Origin of the sequence: Nitrobacter sp. TKz-YC02 (genome assembly GCF_049852135.1) — a bacterium.
Taxonomy (GTDB): domain Bacteria; phylum Pseudomonadota; class Alphaproteobacteria; order Rhizobiales; family Xanthobacteraceae; genus Nitrobacter; species Nitrobacter vulgaris.
The window spans coordinates 1,335,481-1,354,247 of sequence record NZ_CP180728.1; the positions used below are offsets into that span (position 1 = coordinate 1,335,481).

Consider the following 18,767-nt stretch of genomic DNA (forward strand, 5'->3'; position numbering starts at 1 on the left):
CGGATTTTCCTCGCAAACGTCCTATCGTTTCGCTTCCGGTTTCACCACGGGCGGCTCAGTTTGCAGCCGGCATTTTGCGGCGGCGAGAGATGATTTCGCCTGCTCCGTCATGCCGGACTCAGGCGCCAGCGCCTTCAGAACGATCAGCCCTGTCGTCGAGGGGGAGTCGATGATGAGCCGGTCCGCGGCCGTCACGTCCTCTTCTTCGGGCAGCTCTGCGTGCTGTGCTTCGGTCATCAGATTGAGTTCGATCACCTTGCGTCCAGCTGAACGGTCGTTGATGGCGTAATAGGCGACGTTGCTTTGGGTGTAAAATGACACCGACGTGTAGGCCTCGCTCACGGGTACCGTGAGCTTGATCGATCCGTCTGACAGGTCGTAGCGGCAGACCGCGACGGCAAACGCAGGGTCCATGAAAGGCATCAGCGAATTGGCGGGATCCGCCGGCGGCAACGGCGTCACGGCGTTCAGTGTCGTCATTTCCGTTAGTCGCGAATAGGCGTCCTGCGAGGCAATCCGCGGCAGCGCCAATACGCTGACGAGATGCACGATCCCGCCGAGCAGAATGCCGCCGACGATTGCAAACAGCAGGCGGATCATGAACACCTCTCTGTCGCGATGGAAGGCATTGGGGCGTCGCGTCGGGTTCGCGTGCCCACTCCGACGGGCGTGTCATAGAGTCGAAGCATCAGCACATAGCTCTCGATGCCGCCGGTCGGCAGCCAGTTGCCGGCACGCGCGCGAGATGCCACATGCACCACGAATGAGCCGTCGGAATTCCGCACAATTTCCTGGCTGGTGAACCCATAGCGTTGCAGCGAGTTCGCCACCAGATGGCCCTTGCGGTCGTGGAGCGTCAGCGTCCAGAACCGCGCCGCCGGTGTGACGCCGCTGATGATGACGTCGCATCGGCCATCGAGCGGTCGCTTGGCGTCGTCGGCCGTGGCAAGAAATGCTATGCCATCTCCCGCTCCGATCGGCAGCTCTCCACTTCGCGCAATTGCGGCGCTGGAGTAAGGGTCGATCTCAGCAGATCCAATCCTTGGTTTTGCCGTCCATGCGCCGATGGTCAGCGTGCCGAGATTGGTGCCGCGCGTTGCGGTGATCCAGGTAGTTCCGAGGCCTATCGCGGTGGCGAGACCGAGGCCTAGCAAAATGATAATCAGCCGCACGTGTCGGCGCTCCAGTGTTGAAGCCATTCGAGTCGCGCATCTGTAATGCGAATGTCGGAAACACGCCACGTTTGGATCAGAAAGATCCAAATCATAACCGTGATCGATTCCATTGTTTATTGCGGTCGCAAACCGTACACACTTCCGTATCCCGCTTTAGTTCTTGCTTGGCGCCGGGGCGGCTCGGTCGCTGGACGTCGCGGCCGCCAAGTTTTCTGCGCCGCCTCCGGAGGAGGTGGGACTAAGGGCGCCGGAGCGAGCCGGATTGACCGGTTCTCCGGCCGAGGTTTTTCCGATTGTCTTGGCTGCTTGATCCAGCATCTTTTCCACGCGGACCAGGATGTCGGCTCCGCGCTTGGTCAGGATCGGCGGGGGGGCCGGTTTTGCATCGTCGTCGCTGGCAGCGGTTTTGGCTGCCACGTCGGCGGTCGGTTTCGCTGGCGCTGCAACACCGGGGAGGTCTTTGACTTCGATACCGCGATGTGCGGCCGTCATGATGTCGTGCCAGGTCTGGGCGGGCAACGCGCCGCCGGTCAGGCGGTTGGTTGGCGAATAGTCGTCATTGCCGTACCAGACTCCACATACAAAGTTGCCGGTGTAGCCGACGAACCAGGCGTCGCGATAAGCGTTTGTGGTGCCGGTCTTGCCTGCGGCCGGAATGCCGTCGAGGATCGCGCGGCGTGCGGTGCCTTCGCTGACCACATGACTCATCATGCCTGCCATGTCTGCGGCGACCGAAGGCGGAATGATCTGGCGCGGTTGGGGACCGTCGCGGTCGTAGCGCCACACCAGATCGCCGGCGCCGGTGCGGACTTCCAGGACCGCATGCGGCGTAACCGCCTTGCCCTTGTTCGGAAATGCCACGTAGGCGACGGCGTGTTCGAGCACGTTGACCTCGTCGGCCCCGATCGGCAGCGAGGGCGTGTCGGGCAGCGGTGTGACAATGCCGAACTTGCGGGCGACCTCGACGATCTTGGCGCGGCCGGCTTTAGCGGGATTCTTTGCCCCCTTGCCGAGCGCGATCGAGAGTTTGACCGGCACAACATTGATCGAGCGCGTCAGCGCCTGGGTTAGCGTCACCGTCCCGGAGTAGGAATGGCCGTAATTCTGCGGACACCAGTTGCCGAGGCAGACGGGGCCGTCGACGATCTTGGATGTCGGAGTGAAGCCGTTGAGCAACGCTGTGGTGTAGACATACGGCTTGAACGACGATCCGGGCTGGCGCAGGGCATCCGTCGAGCGATTGAACTGGCTCGCGCCATAATCGCGCCCACCGACCATTGCGCGCACGCCACCATCGAGATCTGCGACGACCGTTGCCGCTTGCGTCGCGTGATAGTCGCGTCCGAACTGGCGCAACTGGCTCTCGATCGCTTCTTCCGCCGCTTGTTGCACATTCATGTCGATTGCGGTGCGGACGACGAACACGCGCTCGGTGTAGGAGCGCGGAAACGTGTCGACCAGCTTGCGCATTTCTTCGAATGCCCAGTCGAGATAATAGTTCGGCGAGTTCTCGTCGCGGCGGTCGACCGCGGTGGCGGGATTGCGCCGCGCACCGAACACCTGGCCCTCGGTCATGAAGCCTGCATCGACCATGTTGTCGAGCACCTGGTTGGCGCGGGCGCGGGCGGCGGGCAGGTTGATGTGCGGCGCGTATTTTGTCGGTGCCTTGAACAGGCCGGCGAGCATCGCGGATTCGGCGAGGTTGACGTCACGCACCGACTTGTTGAAGTAGAAATGCGCCGCGCCGTCGACGCCGAAGGTTCCGCCGCCCATGTAGGCGCGGTCGAGATACAGTTTAAGGATCTCGTTCTTGCTCAGTCGGGTTTCCAGCCAGACGGCAAGGAAGGCCTCATTGACCTTGCGCTCGATGGTGCGCTCGTTGGAGAGAAACAGGTTCTTCGCAAGCTGCTGGGAGATCGAGGAGCCGCCTTGCCGCACGCCACCAGCCTGTGCGTTGGTCACCAGCGCGCGGAAGGTGCCACCAATGTCGATGCCGAAATGATCGTAGAAGCGGCGATCTTCGGTCGCAAGCGTCGCCTTGATCAGGTTGTCGGGAAATTCCTCCAACGGAATCGAATCGTTGTGTTTGATGCCGCGGCTGCCGATCGGATTGCCGTAGCGATCGAGGAACGCCACCGCGAGATCGGATTTCTTCAGCCAGTCCTCGTCGGCGGTTTCGCGGAACGCCGGCTGTGCCAGCGCCAGCAGGAGGATGAGACCGCCGAGGCCCAAGGTTGCAGCTTCAGACAGCGGCTCGACGATTACCCAGCGCTTCCAATGGCCGACATAGAAGCGGTCCATGAACGTGGAGAAGCGCTCATAAAGTTCCCGCGCGCCGGCCGCCGAGGAGAACAGGGTCGAATCGATGCGCGAATCGAGATCCAGCAGGATATGCCGGATTCGCTTCTTCCAATCGGAGGGCAGGTTGTTGCGCACCAAGGCCTGTGACCGATCTGCGGCATCGCAGCGCCTTCTCTAAGGCGCCATCTCGCCACCCTCATGCAAGAACGTTACGGCAAACCCAAGGCACTCGAGAAGGCATCTCAAAACCCACGCTGAAACATCATCTTGGCATCCTCGGGAAAGCCGATTTTCTTCTATCCGAGCGCGGAAGATAAACCAATGGCCGGTCGCGATTTCAGCCCGGCATAGCCGCTATTGGCATCCCAGATCCCCTAGGGCGCTTGCGCGAGGTGCCGGCGAAGCCCATAGACGGAAAATCGGCTTCTTCGGCGCAACCTCTGGCACACCCCTTGGCTCACTCCATGACCCAACTACCCGCGCGATCATCGGAACAAAACGGGTTCTTCTGGAAGACCAAATCCTTGGATGAAATGTCCAGCGCCGAATGGGAAAGCCTGTGCGATGGTTGCGCGCGCTGCTGCCTGGAGAAGCTGGAGGACGAGGATACCGGCGACATTTATTTCACGCATGTTTCCTGTCGGCTTCTGGATGCTGGGCTTTGCGCCTGCAAGGATTATCCGAAGCGTTCCGAACAAGTTCCGGACTGCGTCCGCCTCACGCCGGACAATGTCCGGACCTTGAACTGGTTGCCGCCGAGCTGCGGTTATCGCCTGGTCGCGGAGGGGCGCGATCTCTACTGGTGGCATCCGCTGATTTCCGGCAATCCTAATACCGTCCACGAGGCCGGTGTTTCGGTGCGTGGCCGGGTCCGCGGCACCGAGGATGAGATTCCCGATTCTGAACTGGAGGATCATATCGTGCAGTGGCCGGTTCGGCTGCCGAAGCGCGCCCGGCTTCGGAAACCGCCGAAGGGTTGACCGGTCTCCCATCACAAATTTGCGATTTTGCATTGGAGGATTTTTATTCCGTCGGTCGCTGTCCGAACGCGGGCCTCAAGCGTTAATGTTCACAAAGCAGCGAACCGCACCGGCCTCCGCCTCTTGTTAGCCAATTCATATTTTGTCTGTCCGCATGAATACATTCGAGCGTCTGGGGCGGGGTCCGTCGGATCCCCCGATTCTGTCCGGCGACGCCGCGCCAGAAGCTGCGGCGCGTTCCGGCAAGGCTGACGGTGACGCCAGTGCGCCGCCGGTCGTGACGCCCGCGCCGCTAAGCCGGAGCGAGGTGCGCACCATTCTGGTCAGCCTGATGCTGACCATGTTCCTCGCCGCCCTCGATCAGACCATTGTCGCAACCGCGCTGCCGACCATCGGCCGCCAGTTCCACGAGGTCACCACCCTGTCGTGGGTCATTACGGCGTACCTGTTGGCGTCCACAGCGGTCGCGCCGTTGTTCGGTACCTTGAGCGATATCTACGGTCGCCGTGCCATGATCGTCACCGCGCTCGGTTTGTTCGTTGCGGGTTCGGTCCTGTGCGCGCTGGCGCCGAACATGACGACGCTGATCGTGGCGCGCGGCGTGCAGGGCATCGGCGGCGGTGGCATCCTGCCCGTGGTGCAGACCGTGATCTCCGATGTGGTGACGCCCCGGGAGCGTGGTCAGTATCAGGCATATTTCAGTGGCGTATGGACTGCGGCAGGCATCGCGGGGCCGGTGCTGGGGGGCGTTTTCGCCGAGCACTTGCACTGGTCGATGATTTTCTGGATCAACGTGCCGCTCGGCTTTGTCTCGCTGGCGTTGCTGTTGCCGAAAATGGGTAAAATTCCGGTGTTCCACCGCCGCCGCAGAGTGGACTGGACCGGCGGCCTGTTGCTGATGGCATCCGCCGTCGTTTTCCTGCTGGTGCTGACATGGGGCGGTAACCGCTTCGCCTGGGCGTCGCCGCAAATCGCCGCTATGCTTGGCGCCTCGCTTGTGCTTGCCACGGTCTTTGTCCGGCACGCGCGCAAGACGTCCGAACCATTCCTGCCGCTATCACTGATGGGCGGCCCGGTGGTTCCGTATGCGATAGCCGCGGGTGCTTTGGCGCTCGGCGCGATTATCGGGATCACCGTGCATTTGCCGCTGTACTATCAGGTCGTCCACCATCTCAACGCGAGCGAATCCGGACTGGCATTGATTCCGATCGCGGCGATTTCGACCGGCGGGGCGGCGCTTGCGGGCCGCACCATGATGCGTACCCTCCACTACAAGCGCGTCGCGGTACTGGGAACCACATTTGCAGCCGTCGTGGCCGCGATTCTGGCTGTGGTGACGCCGCCGCTTTGGCCGCTGCTTGCATTGCTATCCTTGTTCGCCTTCGGTCTCGGCACGATATTTCCCGTCAGCGTGGTATCGCTGCAGAATGCGGTGGCGCGTCAGCAGGTCGGAACCGTCACCGGCGCGATGAATTTTTTTCGCGCGTTGGTTTCCTCGTTCGCTGTCGCTGCATTTGCCGCCATCCTGCTGATGGCGCTGGGAACCGATGCCTCGACCGGCAATGAGGGCGGCGGTCGGGTCGGTGTAATCTCCGCCTCCGACCTCACGACCGCATTTCGTTATGTATTCGCCGCCACAGCCGCGATGCTGGCGGGCGCCGCACTGCTGCTGGTGCGAATGGAGGAACGGCCGCTCACCGGCCCCCCGGCGTGATCCGCACGCAACTTTTGCTATCGCTCTTAAGCATTCTTTCAGAGTGTCGGTTAGGCTCCGAGAAATCTTTCAACTCTAGCATCCCAGTTTTGAAAGGTCGTCGCGCTGCGCCCGATCACTATTGGAGCATCCGCGGGGATTCAAAGGCTGGAAGTTGGCGTTGCACCTCATGGCAAAACTTGCGTCGGATTTTCTGCGGGACGAAACAGGCACCACGTCGATCGAATATGCCCTGATTGCTTCCGGCATCAGCATCGTCATCGTGGCCGCGGTCACCGGCATCGGCAGTGGGCTCAAGGATCGCTTCGACGCGCTCAACGGGCTGCTGAAATAAGGTCCGAAAACAGGTAAATTTTTCTAGGAAAATATACCTTGACAGCGTGACGCTGCCGGAGTAGGTTTACGCCATGCTCCACAGTTGCGCCGAGACATCACGGCGATGCTTCCTGATCGCGCGGCTGACGAAACCGGCAAACGAACATTGCCGGGAATCCCCGGATGAAAGCTCATAGCGAGTCGTAACCACGGCTCCTTTATTGCAGGGAACATCGCAGGGAGTCTGCTGTTGTCCCGATCAATTGGCATGCGATGGCGGACCGTGGGGAGAACGAACATGACGACGGAAAAACGCAGTCAAACTGTGGAGACCTCCATGGAGGTGCGACGGTCCGAACCTGAGCTTCCCGCCCTTTTGCTGTCGACCATCAGCACCGGTCTGGTCGCGCTGATCCTTTGCGTAACGTGGCTCGTATTCGTCCATCAGTAAGGTCGGACTTAAGGTCTACATAATAAACGGCTTTGGTCGGCGGGGATGAAGCCGGCCAGGGGACCCGAAATCTTCATCGTAATCCAATCCAGGAATTCAGCGGCATTGGGTCCGCTTGAAGGGAGTTCTTGATCTTCATGTCTGCGACGCGAACCGGCAAGCCGGCACGAAAGTCGGCGGCGGGGCGTGTTGCCTCTCGCTCAAAGCTGACGCCATCCAGGACCGGAACGTTCTCAGCATCGAAGAAGAAAGCGTTGCCGTTGTCGGCTGGGAGCAAGCGGGTCGCGCCGGCATCGCGATCGAAGGCGCAAAAGGCGAAGGCCGAAGCGGCGACAAATCAAAGCGCGGTTAGAACGTCATCATCCGGCAAGACCCGGGCCGCCGTTCTCGCGCGCAAGGCGACAATCGCTGCCACCGCACGGTACGTTGATGACGTCCCCGTTATAGTTGATGAAGGCGACGATGCGGCAAAGGCCGGATTGAAGCGGCAGCGCACGCGGCGGATATCTAACCAATCCTATCGTGCATCGCGCGGTGCGGCTGATTGCGGAGAACGTTGCGTCATGCAGCTACCTCGTGTTCGAGGGCGCGCAGGAACACGAAGCGCATCCGCTGTCGCTGCTGCTCGCGCGACCCAATACACGGCAGCGCGAATGGCGGAGCATGACGGAGGCCGACGATGAATCGGCGCCGCGGCTCCGCCCGCGCCCGGTGGTGGCGTCGCTGCGCGGAAGGGAAGGGCGACGCTGCGCGTTGAGCGCCGTGTCGCGCCGCGGTTCGTTGCCGTTATGACGTCGTGGCGAGAAAATAATCTTCGTAATGCACCGGTCGCTCACCGTTTGAACGCCAGCGCCAGTGCGAGGCCCGCGATGGCTCCGACGCAGATCGCCGCGCCGCCGGTGGCCATGCTCCAGTTCAAAAGATAAAGCGCAATCGATAGCAGCGATTTTTCGGCGCTGGCGCTCAGCATTACGAAGGATATCCCGAACGCCGCCAACAGGACGACGCAGGCGGCGATCGAGAACCAGGCGACGACCCGCCTCAAGGGCTGCATCGCATACCACGCGCTTCCGGCAGCGGCGACGGCCAGAGTTATCCAGACAAAGATCAGAAATCGCATGGTTCGCCTCAACGTGCTGCCGTTGCCGGAAGCCACTGTAGCGCACACCCGCGCGCAAGTCTTGGGTGTCAGAGAAACCTTCGGGTCAACAGGTCTTGCGGTCAAACAAGCCTTAAACATCAGACACGACGGGGCGAAATTATTATCACCGAGGAGAGCATGAATGGACTTCGATATCACCGACATCGCGCCGGAGCATAAATCCGGCGGCGCCGTTCGCGGCGGCTACGACGACTTCCGCGTCACCTTCGAGGAATTCAAGGCGGCCAACGACGAACGCCTGGCACGGCTGGAGCAAAAGCGCGGCGACGTGCTGCTGGAGGAGAAGGTCGATCGCATCAATGCCGCGCTCGATGCCCAGCACAGGCGCATGGATGAACTGGCGCTCAAGAACGCCCGCCCGGCGCTCGAAGGCCGCACCGGAATCCTCAGGGACGCTGGCTCCCGCGAGCACAAAAGCGCCTTCGAGGCTTACGTGCGTGGCGGCGAGACGGGCGCCTTGCGCGCGCTCGAGACCAAGGCGATGTCGGCCGGCTCCAATCCGGATGGCGGCTATCTCGTCCCTGTCGAACTCGAACACGAAATCGGGGAACGTTTGGCGGCTATCTCGCCGATCCGCGCGCTCGCGTCGGTTCGCACCATCTCGGGCAATGTTTACAAGAAGCCGTTCATGACCGCGGGTCCAGCCACGGGTTGGGTCGGTGAGACGGACTCGCGAACGCAAACCACATCGCCGACGCTGGATGCCTTGAGCTTCCCGGCGATGGAGCTTTACGCCATGCCCGCGGCGACTGCGACGCTGCTTGACGATTCCGCCGTCAACATCGACGAGTGGATCGCGCAAGAAGTCGAGCTGACCTTCGCGGTTCAGGAAGGCGCGGCGTTCGTTAACGGTGACGGCACCAACCAGCCGAAGGGCTTTTTGCAATCCGACACGGTTGCGAACGGCTCGTGGGTGTGGGGCAAGCTGGGTTACGTTGCCAGCGGCGCGGCTGGCGCGTTCGCCTCGAGCAACCCGTCGGATGCGCTGGTTGACCTGATCTATGCGCTGAAGGCTGGCTATCGCCAGAATGCTGCTTTCATCATGAACCGCAAGACGCAAGCCGCGATCCGCAAGTTCAAGGATACCGGTGGGGCCTATCTGTGGCAGCCGCCGGCGCAGGCTGGCGGGCGCGCCTCGCTGATGACATTCCCGCTGGTCGAGGCCGAGGACATGCCGGATGTCGCGGCAAATTCACTCTCGATCGCGTTCGGTGATTTCCGCCGCGGCTACCTCGTGGTGGACCGCGCCGGCGTGCGCGTGTTGCGCGATCCCTATTCGGCAAAACCTTACGTGCTGTTCTATACCACCAAGCGCGTTGGCGGCGGCGTGCAGGACTTCGACGCCATCAAGCTGATGAAGTTCGCAGCGAGCTGAGGAAGGTCGCTGGTCCTGCATCGGCGTCATGGCCGGACAAAAACGCGAAGCGCGTCCTCACGCTAGTGATCCGGCCATCTATCTTTCAAAGCAAGACGAATGCGTGGGCATGCCCCACTCATGAGCGGAAATTCAGCGGCGCGCTTCTTTGGCGCGCCGCTTTCTTTTTTGGAGCGCATATCGTTCCTCAAGGACATACTTCCATGCCATCGCATCACGAAGCCTGGCTACGCCACAGCAATCACTATGGCTGCGGCCGGATGCGGCCCGCTGGGTTCGCCCGGACGCCGCGCGATTCCTTCCGCCCGGCGCGGATGTCGCCAAAGCCTTTCCCGCACTGGCCCGGAAATACAATCCGAACCAGCTGCGCGTGCCGGCGGGCAATCCGGACGGAGGCCAGTGGACGGACGACGGCGAAGGAGGAGGTAGCCTCGGTTTCTTTGAGATCACGCCGCGCGACAACACGATCGACGGTGTTCAACTCGCGGGAGATTGGCGGCCGGGGATTGGGCACAACCAAGGTCCGCCACTGGACGAGCCCCCGGAGATTCCGAAACAGCGGCCAACAACCAGTGCCGAAAGAACGAAATATCTTCGCGCGGCGGCAGGCTGGCTGGCGAGAAACAGCGGGCCGGCCGCAGTTGCGTATGCCGGGATGATGAATAATGTAGAATGGCTCAAAGACTATCACGCCCTCATTCAGGCTGCGCGCGACGAACCGAAATCGCTTGAAGAGTTGCAGCAGGGCGTGGGGCAATATCGGCCGGGTTATGATGATCATCACATCGTCGAGCAAACCTGGGCCGAACGGTTTGGCTTCGCGCGCAGCGAAATCGATGATCCGTCCAATCTTGTCAGCATCCCGCGCCTGACGCATTATCGGATTACGGGATGGTATGGGACGAGAACTGACAACTACGGCGGTCTGTCGCCAAGGGAGTATTTACGCGATAAGAGTTGGGATGAACGTCGACGGGTCGGTCTTGATGCGTTGGTGATGTTCGAGGTTCTCAAGCCATGATCTTTAGGAAAATCAGACTCGATGAGATGCTCGTCGATCAGCTGGTCGGTCGATTTGCGGCAATCACTGCCGCACAGGATGATGCGCTTCTCGGCCACGAACTCACGAAATTCAATCGTCTGTATGAACGGATGACGGAAGTCAGGGATGAATTGAAGCGGCGTCCGGGCGATCAACGGCGCGCGCTGATGGCGCTTTACGACTATCCCAACATGCAAGTTCAATTGCAGGCCGCCCGGTCCACGCTCGCTGTTGCGCCCGACGAGGCTCGCAGGAAAATTGAGGCTATTGCATCTTCGCGATGGTTACCTCAATCCGGTGATGCCGGCATGTGCTTGCTTAACCTTGATCGTGGAATTTTCAAGCCGACGTAGCTCACGGCCTTCTCCAGCTTCGCAACGTCATAGCCATCAAGTTGCGATAGAGCGGAGAATGCGGCGTGACGCCGGTGAGGCCGCCGTAGCTTGACGCATTGTTCGCGCCTGTCGACCAGCTCATGAAGTTGCCGCGCGTTTCGCGCCTACATTCAGGCATGACCGGAAATTCAGCGGCGCGCTTCTTTGGCGCGCCGCTTTTTTGGAGCGCATATCGTTCCTCAAGGTTCCATAACATCGCATCACGAAGCCTGGCTGCGCCATCAGCAATCACGATGGCTGCGGCCGGATGCGGCCCGCTGGGTTCGCCCCGACGCCGCGCGGTTTCTCCCGTCTGGCGCAGACGTAGCCAAAGCGTTTCCGATGCTCGCCCGGAAATACAATCCAAACCAGCCGCGCGTACCGGCGGACAATTCCGACGGCGGGCAATGGACGGATGGCGGTGCAGGAGGAGCAGGTAGTCTCGGTCTCTTTCAGATCACGCCGCGTGACAACACCGTTGATGGTGTGCAAGTCGCGGGAGAACCGCCGTCCATTGAAGAACCGCCGGAAATTCCACTCGCTGCCCGGAAGCCTGAGGAGCGACCGATCGAGTTTATTCGCCGAGTGATTAAATACCTTCGCGTCGTCGGTCCTATGTCGCCGGCCGCTCACTCAGTTTTCGAGGCGCTGCGGCAAGCCGAGGGACTTAGGGGAGAGACGGCGGCGATCAAATCAGCAAATGATCCGCCGCGCACGCTGGAGGAGTTGCAAGCCCGCGCGCAGCTGCCCAGCGAGCCCGGCTACGAGGATCATCACATCGTTGGTCAATTCGCACAAAACAGGCTGCAATTCGGGCGCGTGCGGATTGACAGCCCTGAAAATACGGTGCGGATTCCTGTCGTGAAGCACGTCGATATCAACGGTTACTATTCAAGGGCCAACGAAGACTACGGTGGTCTGCCGCCCAGAGACTATCTCCGCGGCAAGAGTTGGGACGAGCAGATGCAAGAGGGATTGAAGATTCTGAGGGACAAAGGGGTGCTTCAATGATTTCCACCGATCCGCTCGACCATACCCGATTGCGAGATCTCGTCACTCAGTTCGTCGAGATCGGCATAGCGCAATATCACGCGATGTATGTGATCGATAATGCAAAATACAATCGGCTATTCGCAAAGATGAATCTTATCAGGAAGGAACTCCAGGAAATGCCTGGCGATCAGCGAAGGGCGCTGTTGCCGCTGCTTTCACATTCCAACGTTCAGGTTCGTTTGGCAGCGGCGCGTTCGCTCCTCGCGCTCTATCCGGATTTAGCTCGCAATGCCCTTGAAAGTATCCGTGAATCCGGCACCGAGCCACAGAACGGAGAGGCTGCGACGGCTATCAGAAGGCTCGATGAAGGCAGCTACATTCCGAAGTGAAGGGCGTCCTTTTCAAAATTCCGTGCTCCAGGCTCTCGCTGTCTTCAAAATCCAGTCGCGATAGAATGCGAATGGCTCGATATTATTCGACGCCTAATGTTCGGTTCGACGGTTTATCGCCGCGGGATTACCTCCGGGGCAAGAGCTGGGATGATCAGATGCGGGAGGGGCTGACGATCCTACGGGATAACGGTGTGCTCCGATGAAGACAGTGCAAGTAGACGAACGTCGTGTGCGCCTTCTTATCGCGCGGTTTGTTGAGGTCTGTTTGGAACAGTATGAAATCATCTACAGCCTCGGCAGCACCTCAAGATACAACCGCCTTTTCGTCGAAATGCAGCGTATAAAAGCCGAACTCCAGCAGATGCCTGGCGATCAGCGTCGAGCACTGTTGCCGCTGCTTTCACATTCCAACGCTCAGGTTCAATTGCAGGCAGCACACTCGCTTCTGGTGCTCTTTCCCGAAGCCGCCCGCAAATGTCTTGAGAGTATTCGTGATTCCGACGTCATGCCTCAAAACGCCGACGCAGCCGGTGCTTTGCGCGGCCTCGACGAAGGAACCTACATTCCTCGTTGATCTACTTGCAAAGTCCGTGCGACGGGCTCGTCAGTGGCCCTTTCGATAAGGTCGTTGCGATCCAATATGGTGAACTTCCCGATTTCTCCTCCGGGAAATTGGCCCGTGCTAGCTCATATCCCCGCGCCCCAGCTTCGCGCCGTTGTCAGAATCCAGTCGCGATAAAGCGCGAGCGGCGTGACGCCGGTGAGGCCGCCACAGCCCGACGCATTGTTCGCGCCCGTCGACCAGCTCACAACACCGATGATGACAGCGCCGCCGCTGGAGTCGAGAATTGCCGGCGCGCCGGAATCGCCGGTGCAGGCGCCAAGGCCCGCGCGCGCGTTGTTGGTTGAAGGATCGACCAGACGGATCTGCAAGGTACCGGGCCGCCCCGTCACCGCAAGACTCGCGGTGCGCGCCACGCCGCCGCTGCGACCGTCGCCAACGGTTGCGATGCCCATGCCCACGACGGTGAGGCGCTGACCGACGTTGATCGGCATCAACGCGCCGCCGACTCGGAAGGGTTGCACAGCGAGCGGCGCGGCGAGTTGCAACAAGCCGACATCGGCGGTGGCGCGGTGCGCGAGCACGCTCTGCGGGTTGAACTGCGGGTGCGTGGCCACGCGCTTGATATCAAGTAGGCGCGGCGGCTGGCTCGTGTAGTCCACCATCTTGGTGGTAACGCCGGGTGCGATGCAGTGCGCGGCGGTCAGTATGATATCGCGTGCGATAAGCGTGCCGGTGCAGGATGAGCCACGCGAGCCGACGATGGTGACGACTGCGTTCGCCATCGCAGGCGAAGGCGCGCCGCCGCCGCCGACCATGGCAAGGGCAGGGTGCGTCAGCATCACGAGCGTCGCGGCTGCAGCTAAACGAATGAATTTTTGAATCATGCAGCGATGTGAGCCATCGCGTCGCGTGTCTGTCAACATTTGCATCGTCACAGCGAGGACATCCGATGCCGTCGATACTGCTGACTGGACCTGCGGTCGAACCATGGTCGGTCGAAGAGGCCAAGAGCTTCCTGCGCGCCGAGAACGATGACGACGACGCGGTCATGGCATCGCTGATCGCGGCGGCGCGAAGCCATGTCGATCCGCACGTGAGAAGCATTCCCTCCGCGCTTCAGGCGCAACTCGATTCCGGCGCGACCACTCTGGCGCGCTGCTGGATTGTGACGCGGCGCGACGGCGTCGTGCTTGGATTCACCGATCACGATTGCGATCTGACGATCGGCAGCGTCGTCTGTCGCGCCGCAACTGGTTTTACCGCGTCGGAAGCCACCAGCCGCTTCGATCTGGCTGTCGATGGCGCCGAGATATCGGGTGCATTCTCGGACGATACTCTGAGCGAAGCCGATCTCTCCGCCGGACGTTACGACGCCGCCGAGGTTTCGACCTGGCTGGTTGATTGGAGCAACGTCTCGCTGAAGATCCTGATCGCCCGCGGCACCATAGGAGAGGTCCGGCGCGAGGGGGCCGCGTTCACCGCGGAATTGCGCGGGCTCGCGGATGCGCTGACGCAGGATAGCGGACGCCTGTTTACGGCACGGTGCGGTGTCGATCTCGGCGACGGGAAATGCCGTGTCGATCTGACCAGCTCAACCTTTCGCCGTAGTGGGACGGTCACGGCAATCGAAGGAACGTCGATCCTTGCCGTCTCGGGCCTTGCTGGCTTTGCCGGCGGCTGGTTCACAGCGGGGCGATTGAACTGGACCGGCGGGGCCAATGCCGGTCTTGCGATTGAGGTCAAACAGCACCGCATCGTCGCGGGCGAGGTGCTGATATCGCTGTGGCAGGCGATGGCGGAACCGATAGCTATCGGCGACAGCTTCGTGATCACCACCGGCTGCGACAAGAGTTTCGCGACCTGTCGCGACCGCTTTGCCAACACCGACAATTTTCGCGGCTTTCCGCAGATTCCCGGCAACGATTTCGTCGTCAGCTATCCGCTGCCCGGTTCGCCCGACAATGGCAACGGCAGCAAGGCGCTGTGAAGGAGCCGCTCGTGACTTGCGCGTCTTCGACCCGCGCGGCCATCGTCGCGGAAGCCCGTGCCTGGATTGGCACGCCCTATCGGCATCAAGCCTCGCTCAAGGGGATCGGCTGCGACTGTCTCGGCCTCGTGCGCGGCGTCTGGCGCAATTGCGTCGGCGATGAGCCGGAAGTGCCGCCGCCCTACGCGCCGGACTGGGCCGAAGCAAAAGGCGACGAGACACTGGCCGCGGCGGCGCTGCGCCATCTCGTTCCGGTCACGTGCGACGGTTTCGAAGCGGGCGACGTGCTGCTGTTTCGGTGGCGGGACGGGTTCGTCGCCAAGCATGTCGCGATCGCATCGAGCGAGCGCACCATGGTTCATGCGCATGACGGCGCGGCCGTCTGCGAAATCGTCCTCGCGCCGTGGTGGCGGCGGCGGCTGGCTTATGCATTTCGTTTTCCCGGAGTTTCAGTCTGATGGCAGCGCTTGTTCTTTCCGTCGCAGGCGGCGCCACTGGCGCGTTGTTCGGGCCGGCCGGTGCAATTGCCGGACGCCTCGCCGGCGCGCTGATCGGAAATGTCGTCGATCGCAAGCTGTTCGGGCCAGGCAATCAGACGATCGTCGGGCCGCGCCTCGCCGATCTCGATGTGATGGCCTCGACCGAGGGCGCGCCGATTCCGCGCGTTTACGGACGCGCGCGGCTGTCGGGTCAGGTGATCTGGGCGACGCGGCTCGAAGAAGCCGTCAACAGCGAAACCTCGTCGTCCGGCGGCAAGGGCGGCCTGTTCAGCGGACCAAGTACGACGACCACCACTTACAGCTATTTCGCTAACTTCGCGGTCGGTCTTTGTGAAGGCGTCATCGGCCGTGTCGGCAGGATCTGGGCCGATGGCAATCCGCTGGATGTTTCCGGCCTGACCTTTCGGGTCCATCGCGGCACCGAGGATCAGGCTCCGGACGATCTGATCGTCGCAAAAGAAGGGGCGGGCAACGCGCCGGCCTATCGCGGGCTCGCCTATGTCGTGTTTGAGCGGATGCCGCTGGCAAAATTCGGCAACCGCATTCCACAGCTCTCGTTCGAGATCATCCGCCCCATAGGCCAGCTCGAACGGATGGTCCGTGCCGTGACGCTGATCCCCGGCACCACCGAGTTCGGCTATCGATGGCAGCCAAGCCCAGAAGCACGTCACTCACAATGAGGCGCTGCGCATTCTCGACGCGGCGATTCAGATCGGCGTGCTCGATCTGACGCTCACCGCGCCGCCCTCCAGTCCAGCGGAGGGCGAACGTCATGTTGTGGCAAGCGGCGCGACCGGCGCGTGGGCCGGGCAGGACGATACAATCGCGACCTGGCAGGACGGCGCCTGGGCCTTCCTCGTGCCGAAGACCGGATGGTGCATCTGGTCGGCGGCGGACAGCGGCCTGTTCGTGTTCGATGGCGCGGCATGGCAGAGCGCGGGCGGTCCGTCGGCGCTCGATAACCTGGCGCATCTCGGCGTCAACACCGCCGCGAGCAGTCCCAATCTGCTCGCGGTCGAATCCAATGCCGCGCTGTTTGCCGCCATCGACGCTGCCGACGGCGGCACCGGCGACATGCAGCTTCGGGTCTCGAAAGAAGGTTCGGCCAACACGGCGTCAGTATTTTTCTCGAACGGCTTTTCGGGGCGGGCTGAATTTGGTCTGATCGGTGCGGACACTTTCAAGCTCAAGGTGTCGCCGGACGGCTCAGGCTGGATCGAGGCCCTCGATATCGATCAGGACACCGGCAACGTGACGCTGCCACGCGGGCTGGCGCTGACCGGCGTGATTTCGCCGGCGCAAATCACCGCCGATCAGAACGACTATAATCCCGCGGGCCTTGCGGCGGCGTCGGTGCTGCAAATCAGTTCGGACGCTGCGCGCAACCTGTCGGGCCTTGCGGGCGGAGCCGAAGGGCGTTGTCTCATCGTCATCAACGTGGGCAGCCAGCCGGTCACGCTGCTGAACGAAAACGCATCGTCGTCGGCATCGAATCGTTTGTCTCTCGACAATAACCTTACGATATCGGCGAAGCAGGCCGCGATCCTTCGTTACGACGGCACCGCCGCGCGCTGGCAAGTGATCGCGCGCGGGACGGGGGCGGCTGCAACCAAGTCGCAGCAGCAGGCAGGCGCTGACAATACCGTGGCGGTAACGCCTGCACATCAGCAGGATCATGACAGTGCGGCAAAGGCATGGGGCTATTTCACCCAGTCTGGCGGCACATACACCTTGTCGGCCGGCTACAATATCGCAAGCATCAGCAAAAATTCGACGGGGAATCTCACGATCGGCTTCACGACTCCCTTTGCCTCGACGAGTTTTGCAGTCGTTGCCACCGTCAACCAGTTCGGAGGGGTGGGAACCACGGAAACGGTTCAGGAGGTGTTTGCGAGCCGCTCAGCATCCAGCGTGACGCTTGCCATCACCGGGACTGGCACCGGCGGCAGCGCGATCGATCGCACCATCAGTGTCGTCGCCTTCGGTCGTCAGTGAACTTGCGAAAAGCATCAGATGCTAAAAGCTGTCAGTGACCTTACGCCACGTCGCGATCGCATGCTGGAGCTTTAGCGGATGATCGGCGTGCATGCGGTGTGTCGAAGCTAACCTGAAGCCGTTCCGCTCCATCGCTTCGGAAAAACGAGTCCCAAGCAATCGTGTCGGCGGGACACGTAAATAGACAAGGCGTTCGACGACGCTGGTGTCTTTCAGGATCGATGAGACGGCTGATCCTATCCATCGATCGAGCCGCTGCGGCATCGCGCTCCAAAGCCGCCTTTGAAACGCAAGAAGCCTGTTATGTGCGGTGTCGATAGGCATGGCCGCCACCAACAGTCCGTGCGGTCGAATGGTTCTTGAAAGGGTGGCCGCGACAGTGGTGTTCGGACCGTCGATCAGATGCAGGACGCTATTCGCGAAAACAACGTTGAACTGGCCGCCGTCGAACCGAAGGAAGTCGGCGCAATGAAACTCGGCGCCGCCGGAGGCCTTCGCAGTTTCGATATTGGGTCGAGAGATATCGACGCCAACAAATGAAACTCCAGGACGCTGAGCGCGCCGGATCAAGTCACCAGACCCGCAACCGATGTCGAGGACGCGAGAGCCGGCCGGTAGGCTTTGGATGGCATCTAGTGCCGCCGCTGCAAATTCATCAGCATGCGCAGCGCGCGGCGTGAAAAGCTCTTCTGCGTAGGCGCTCATCGTTCGAACCTATCACATAACTTCGCCGGGTGAAGCCGGCTCCGTTGCCAAAAGGACCGATCCAATGCCCAACGCAGCCTCGGCCGCGAACGCTTCCGCCGTGCCTGATTTCGGAGCCGCGCTTCGCATGCTCTGGCCGCGCGGCAATAGCAGAATTGCCGGGCTGGTCGAGACCATCACGGCAACGGCGCCGGCCGTATTCGATGAACACGAGATCGCCACGCCGCTGCTGATTGCCCATGTCATGACCCAGATCAGCCATGAATGCGGGGCCGGGACTGCTGTGATTGAGAACCTGAATTATTCGGCGGGCCGAATGACCCAGGTTTGGCCGTCGCGGTTTCCGAACGCGTCCAGCGCCGCGCCTTACGCGCATAACCCGCGTGCGCTCGCCAACAAGGTCTACAACGGCCGCATGGGCAATCGCGCGGGCTCTGACGACGGCTGGAATTTTCGCGGCCGAGGCGCTGTTCAAACAACAGGAAGGGACGGCTATCGGCGACTAGCAGCGGCGACCGGCCTCGATGTCGTGACGCATCCCGACCTGGTGAACGATCCGGCGCACTTTCTGAAATGCGGAACCGCAGATTTCGTCAATTGCGGATGCCTTCCGTTCGCTCGGAAAGACGACGTGCGCGGTGTCACAAAGCGGCTGAGCGGCGGTTACGTCGGGCTGCGAGATCGTGAGGCGTGGCTTTCAAGATGGAAGCGTAGCCTCGGAATCCACTAGAGGGAAAATCT

At 61.4% G+C, this 18,767-nt stretch carries 22 protein-coding genes and 2 pseudogenes; 17 read left to right on the forward strand and 7 right to left on the reverse strand.

The features are described from left to right. Positions 1 to 21: 21 nt before the first annotated feature. The 3 genes from ACM561_RS06255 to ACM561_RS06265 form a co-directional block, all read right to left on the reverse strand. Positions 22 to 600 (reverse strand): DUF1254 domain-containing protein, encoded by a 579-nt coding sequence (locus tag ACM561_RS06255; RefSeq protein WP_309774696.1) that lies wholly within the window; start codon positions 598 to 600, stop codon positions 22 to 24. Further along, entirely contained in the window at positions 597 to 1,172 is a 576-nt protein-coding gene (locus tag ACM561_RS06260) for a DUF1214 domain-containing protein (protein WP_425908846.1), read from the reverse strand. Before ACM561_RS06260 ends, ACM561_RS06255 begins: the two co-directional genes overlap by 4 nt. A gap of 156 nt (positions 1,173 to 1,328) precedes the next feature. After that, complete coding sequence (locus tag ACM561_RS06265) at positions 1,329 to 3,611, reverse strand: transglycosylase domain-containing protein (RefSeq protein WP_425909661.1); 2,283 nt, start codon at positions 3,609 to 3,611, stop codon at positions 1,329 to 1,331. 329 nt (positions 3,612 to 3,940) lie between these two features. On the opposite strand from ACM561_RS06265, the gene ACM561_RS06270 reads away from it, so the two are divergent. The 6 genes and pseudogenes from ACM561_RS06270 to ACM561_RS06295 all read left to right on the forward strand — a co-directional run. Continuing rightward, positions 3,941 to 4,456 (forward strand): YcgN family cysteine cluster protein, encoded by a 516-nt coding sequence (locus ACM561_RS06270; RefSeq protein WP_425908848.1) that lies wholly within the window; start codon positions 3,941 to 3,943, stop codon positions 4,454 to 4,456. A 154-nt stretch (positions 4,457 to 4,610) separates the two neighbouring features. Continuing rightward, a complete protein-coding gene (locus ACM561_RS06275) occupies positions 4,611 to 6,170 on the forward strand; it encodes an MDR family MFS transporter (RefSeq protein ID WP_425908850.1) in 1,560 nt (519 codons plus the stop codon). Positions 6,171 to 6,339: 169 nt separating this feature from the next. Next, positions 6,340 to 6,504, forward strand: coding sequence for a Flp family type IVb pilin (locus ACM561_RS06280; protein ID WP_425908851.1), 165 nt, complete (start codon positions 6,340 to 6,342; stop codon positions 6,502 to 6,504). A 279-nt stretch (positions 6,505 to 6,783) separates the two neighbouring features. Then, complete coding sequence (locus tag ACM561_RS06285; RefSeq protein WP_425908852.1) at positions 6,784 to 6,936, forward strand: hypothetical protein; 153 nt, start codon at positions 6,784 to 6,786, stop codon at positions 6,934 to 6,936. Positions 6,937 to 7,051: 115 nt separating this feature from the next. Next, a complete protein-coding gene (locus ACM561_RS06290; protein WP_425908853.1) occupies positions 7,052 to 7,288 on the forward strand; it encodes a hypothetical protein in 237 nt (78 codons plus the stop codon). A 140-nt stretch (positions 7,289 to 7,428) separates the two neighbouring features. Further along, a pseudogene (locus tag ACM561_RS06295) lies at positions 7,429 to 7,584 on the forward strand (phage portal protein); the annotation flags it as partial. Between the two features lie 184 nt (positions 7,585 to 7,768). Here the strand turns inward: ACM561_RS06295 and ACM561_RS06300 are convergent. After that, on the reverse strand, positions 7,769 to 8,056 hold the full coding sequence (locus tag ACM561_RS06300) for a hypothetical protein (RefSeq protein WP_425908854.1): 288 nt from the start codon (positions 8,054 to 8,056) through the stop codon (positions 7,769 to 7,771). A 163-nt stretch (positions 8,057 to 8,219) separates the two neighbouring features. On the opposite strand from ACM561_RS06300, the gene ACM561_RS06305 reads away from it, so the two are divergent. The 3 genes from ACM561_RS06305 to ACM561_RS06315 all read left to right on the forward strand — a co-directional run bounded on the left by ACM561_RS06305 (position 8,220) and on the right by ACM561_RS06315 (position 10,868). Continuing rightward, positions 8,220 to 9,473 (forward strand): phage major capsid protein, encoded by a 1,254-nt coding sequence (locus ACM561_RS06305; protein ID WP_425908855.1) that lies wholly within the window; start codon positions 8,220 to 8,222, stop codon positions 9,471 to 9,473. A 148-nt stretch (positions 9,474 to 9,621) separates the two neighbouring features. Further along, a complete protein-coding gene (locus tag ACM561_RS06310) occupies positions 9,622 to 10,494 on the forward strand; it encodes a hypothetical protein (protein ID WP_425908856.1) in 873 nt (290 codons plus the stop codon). After that, positions 10,491 to 10,868, forward strand: coding sequence for a DUF2019 domain-containing protein (locus tag ACM561_RS06315; protein ID WP_425908857.1), 378 nt, complete (start codon positions 10,491 to 10,493; stop codon positions 10,866 to 10,868). Before ACM561_RS06310 ends, ACM561_RS06315 begins: the two co-directional genes overlap by 4 nt. A 1-nt stretch (position 10,869) precedes the next feature. On the opposite strand, the gene ACM561_RS06320 is transcribed toward ACM561_RS06315, so the two are convergent. Further along, a complete protein-coding gene (locus tag ACM561_RS06320) occupies positions 10,870 to 10,992 on the reverse strand; it encodes a hypothetical protein (protein WP_425908858.1) in 123 nt (40 codons plus the stop codon). Positions 10,993 to 11,231: 239 nt separating this feature from the next. Here ACM561_RS06320 and ACM561_RS06325 point away from each other — a divergent pair, with 239 nt between their 5' ends. From ACM561_RS06325 to ACM561_RS06335, 3 genes are all read left to right on the forward strand, one after another. After that, a complete protein-coding gene (locus ACM561_RS06325; RefSeq protein WP_425908859.1) occupies positions 11,232 to 11,900 on the forward strand; it encodes a hypothetical protein in 669 nt (222 codons plus the stop codon). Further along, positions 11,897 to 12,271, forward strand: a complete 375-nt coding sequence (locus ACM561_RS06330) for a DUF2019 domain-containing protein (RefSeq protein ID WP_425908861.1) — start codon at positions 11,897 to 11,899, stop codon at positions 12,269 to 12,271. The genes ACM561_RS06325 and ACM561_RS06330 overlap by 4 nt, the downstream gene beginning before the upstream one ends. A 202-nt stretch (positions 12,272 to 12,473) precedes the next feature. Beyond that, on the forward strand, positions 12,474 to 12,848 hold the full coding sequence (locus ACM561_RS06335) for a DUF2019 domain-containing protein (RefSeq protein WP_425908862.1): 375 nt from the start codon (positions 12,474 to 12,476) through the stop codon (positions 12,846 to 12,848). A gap of 113 nt (positions 12,849 to 12,961) precedes the next feature. Here the strand turns inward: ACM561_RS06335 and ACM561_RS06340 are convergent, their stop codons facing one another. Next, the gene (locus tag ACM561_RS06340; RefSeq protein WP_425908863.1) at positions 12,962 to 13,723 is read right to left on the reverse strand and encodes a S1 family peptidase; all 762 of its coding nucleotides are present in this window, start codon (positions 13,721 to 13,723) and stop codon (positions 12,962 to 12,964) included. Between the two features lie 65 nt (positions 13,724 to 13,788). Between ACM561_RS06340 and ACM561_RS06345 the strand changes: the two genes are divergently transcribed. The 4 genes and pseudogenes from ACM561_RS06345 to ACM561_RS06360 all read left to right on the forward strand — a co-directional run bounded on the left by ACM561_RS06345 (position 13,789) and on the right by ACM561_RS06360 (position 17,321). Beyond that, on the forward strand, positions 13,789 to 14,826 hold the full coding sequence (locus ACM561_RS06345) for a head-tail connector protein (protein ID WP_425908865.1): 1,038 nt from the start codon (positions 13,789 to 13,791) through the stop codon (positions 14,824 to 14,826). Positions 14,827 to 14,837: 11 nt separating this feature from the next. After that, positions 14,838 to 15,284, forward strand: a complete 447-nt coding sequence (locus tag ACM561_RS06350; protein ID WP_425908866.1) for an NlpC/P60 family protein — start codon at positions 14,838 to 14,840, stop codon at positions 15,282 to 15,284. Then, positions 15,284 to 15,997: pseudogene (locus ACM561_RS06355) on the forward strand (baseplate multidomain protein megatron); the annotation flags it as partial. The gene ACM561_RS06350 and the pseudogene ACM561_RS06355, both read left to right, overlap by 1 nt. A gap of 46 nt (positions 15,998 to 16,043) precedes the next feature. Next, positions 16,044 to 17,321 (forward strand): DUF2793 domain-containing protein, encoded by a 1,278-nt coding sequence (locus ACM561_RS06360; protein ID WP_425908867.1) that lies wholly within the window; start codon positions 16,044 to 16,046, stop codon positions 17,319 to 17,321. Between the two features lie 21 nt (positions 17,322 to 17,342). Here the strand turns inward: ACM561_RS06360 and ACM561_RS06365 are convergent, their stop codons facing one another. After that, positions 17,343 to 18,026: a class I SAM-dependent methyltransferase gene (locus ACM561_RS06365; RefSeq protein ID WP_425908868.1), complete on the reverse strand. Its 684-nt coding sequence runs from the start codon at positions 18,024 to 18,026 to the stop codon at positions 17,343 to 17,345. A gap of 64 nt (positions 18,027 to 18,090) precedes the next feature. Here ACM561_RS06365 and ACM561_RS06370 point away from each other — a divergent pair, with 64 nt between their 5' ends. Then, complete coding sequence (locus ACM561_RS06370; protein WP_425908869.1) at positions 18,091 to 18,756, forward strand: glycoside hydrolase family 19 protein; 666 nt, start codon at positions 18,091 to 18,093, stop codon at positions 18,754 to 18,756. The last annotated feature ends 11 nt before the right edge of the window (positions 18,757 to 18,767 follow it).